The 2,476-nt window shown below is 59.9% G+C and carries 2 protein-coding genes; one reads left to right on the top strand and one right to left on the bottom strand.

The window, feature by feature from the left end:
• Positions 1–138: 138 nt before the first annotated feature.
• Positions 139–447, bottom strand: a complete 309-nt coding sequence (locus ACT4MF_RS18790; RefSeq protein ID WP_256418112.1) for a DUF7964 domain-containing protein — start codon at positions 445–447, stop codon at positions 139–141.
• Between the two features lie 62 nt (positions 448–509).
• Between ACT4MF_RS18790 and ACT4MF_RS18785 the strand changes: the two genes are divergently transcribed.
• A complete protein-coding gene (locus ACT4MF_RS18785) occupies positions 510–2,282 on the top strand; it encodes a transposase (RefSeq protein ID WP_280587558.1) in 1,773 nt (590 codons plus the stop codon).
• The last annotated feature ends 194 nt before the right edge of the window (positions 2,283–2,476 follow it).

The following is a 2,476-nucleotide window of genomic DNA, read 5'->3' as shown; positions in this document are numbered from 1 at the left end:
CTGGAGTTGCGAACGACAGAATCTATGCACGGGATTGGATCGAGCCCGTTCCCAGAGAACCACTCGCGAAGGCCACGTGAGCGGGTCGGGGTCAGCGACCCCGACTCGCGATACAATGAGAAGATCCGATCATAAACCCTACAGTTCGGAGAGACGGCCAGTGTCCGCAAACCACTCTGTACGGTCGTCGACAGCCCATTGTATGGCTGTTTGCACAGAGATCTCGTCTTTATCGTACTGATTCAGCTTGCGCCAGGTTTCTGTCCGATGATCGAACACGAGGACGGTGAATGAGTCCTCGTGTTCGAGGACGAAGCCACGGACTTCCTGTTCACCCGGGAACGACATTGCACCGACCACTGCATCGCTCTCACCGATTTCTTTGATGTTGGCTTCCGTGAGCGGTTGCTTCGGGAGTGACTCCATGACTGGGGGATCGTCTTCCATACCTGTACTCCTGCTCGTCTTCGCTTAATCTTCCCGTTCTGTGAGACGATCTGTCCACAGAGATGGTCCACGACGACTCAAATGGGGTCGGAGCTGCCAAGGGCAGCGCCGACCCACAGACAGATGACAGACTTGCAGATGTTGATCCCTTGTCTGGTGGGTGGGGGATACTGACACAGCAAGCGGATGAAATTCTCGATGAGACAACGACAGCGGTCGAGGTGGTCGGCCACCTCGACCTCACGACGTATGCACGAGACGACCCCTACCCAGAGTGGCACGACGCCAAACCGTTCGAACCGATGCTTCGGGCAATATTATTGGCAGAACTCACCGACGCGTCCGATGCCGCCGTGCATCGGACGCTCGAAACGGATCCAGACACGGCCGCAATACTTGGGTTTGACCCAGAAGATGTTCCAGACCAAAGTACTCTCTCGCGAGCACGAAACAACCGATTCGCGGAGATAGAACGGACGATCGAGGTGAGTTGTCGCCAGATTCGGACGCTTGCTGCTCGTCGCGGCAGTCCGATTGGAGCGCCCAACCAGGACAGCGCTTCGACGGAGCCAACTGGCTCCTCGAAGCGCACGGTCAACCGGCTGATCCGTGGCAAGACCCGCGAAGTGCTGGATGAACTCACCACGGTCGTGTTCCCGGCGTTCGACTTTGACCGCTCCGAGGACGCGATCTACGCCGACAAGGAGTTACTCCTCTTGGAGACCCTCCTCGGGGTTACAGGCACCGCCGCCAACGGCGGTGCCGAAACCTACGGCGATTACGTCAATCCAGACCCGGACCTCGACGACCCGTTCTTCGCGGACGGTCCGACCGGTGAAACGCTGCTGGAGGCGATCAAAACCCTGGACATCGAAGAAATCACGGAGATGATCAACCGGGGCGCGGCCCGCGTCTTGACGCGGGCCAAGCCCTACGTCGAGTTCGAACAGCCAGCGATGCTCGCAATCGACATGACCTACATCGCGTACTACGGCGAGCGGGAGGAACTCGTGCGGGTCCAAGGAGCGCCCGAAGACAAGTCCTACGACTGGTGTCACAAGGTTGCGACAGCGAGCATCGTCGGCGACAACGTCCTGTTCACGGCGGCGATGCTGCCGATCGGTGATGCCGACGATCACGACCCGGACGCGTACGCTGGCGAGGAGAGATCCTATCGAGTCGGCGGCGTCGTCCGCCGACTCGTCGACATCGTCGAAGCGCGGGCAAACCTGCGTATCCGTCGGGTGTTCGCCGATAGAGAGTTTCACGCCACAGACGTCGTTGCCGCGCTCGAAGAACGGGACCTGTTCTACGTGATCCCAGCCGCGCGCGATGACCGCATCAAGCGGTTCATCGCGCGCATGAACGAGGACGTGGACGGTCAGAAGCAGGTGACGGTCCGAGACGAGTACGGGATCTACGGGCCAGTCAAAGACAGCGGTGGCGTCAGAAAGCGAGCCGAAACGACGCTTGTCGCCCTCCCGCCGGACGAGGATCGTGACCAGACCCAGGTGTTCCTGACGAATCTCGACGTGAACGACGAGATTCGTCTGGACCGTCGGTCGACGCGTCGCCGGATCAAACGCTACACTCGCCGTGGCGGAATAGAGAATGCCTATGGCGGGATCAAGCAGTTCGCCCCGTGGACGACCTCCCGAGAGTACGGGGTGCGGTTGTTCCACTTCGGGTTCGCGATGCTGCTGTACGACATGTGGTTGCTGGTCGATCTCCTCGTTCAACGATCGCTCGGTATCGTCGAGTTCCGCACGAAACCGCGGGTGATCGCCCCGCGGTTTCGTGGCTTCCTTCGACGGAGGCTGGTCACATTGATATAGAGTTCGTTCCGTGCTCGCCCCTTCCGAGAGGCATCGCTGTCCCGACAGCTGAAATTCCGGCTCGAACCGCGACCAGCTGGCCACTCACTCCGGTGAGTGACCGCTGAGCGTAGGTCACTCGGTTCTTGATCCGCTAGTCACGCCGCGTTCAGCCGCCGACCCGTGCATAGGATTGATGGTATTCGCAACTCCAC

Source organism: Halorubrum sp. FL23 (assembly GCF_052439115.2).
GTDB classification, from domain to species: domain Archaea; phylum Halobacteriota; class Halobacteria; order Halobacteriales; family Haloferacaceae; genus Halorubrum; species Halorubrum persicum.
The sequence above is the reverse complement of the archived record's forward strand: the minus strand, read 5'-3'. Positions and strand labels throughout refer to the sequence as shown.

Excerpts from the sequence above, each read along its gene's own strand:
- ACT4MF_RS18790 (WP_256418112.1), bottom strand. The coding sequence starts at position 447 with ATGGAAGACGATCCCCCAGTCATGGAGTCACTCCCGAAGCAACCGCTC.
- ACT4MF_RS18785 (WP_280587558.1), top strand. The coding sequence starts at position 510 with ATGGTCCACGACGACTCAAATGGGGTCGGAGCTGCCAAGGGCAGCGCC.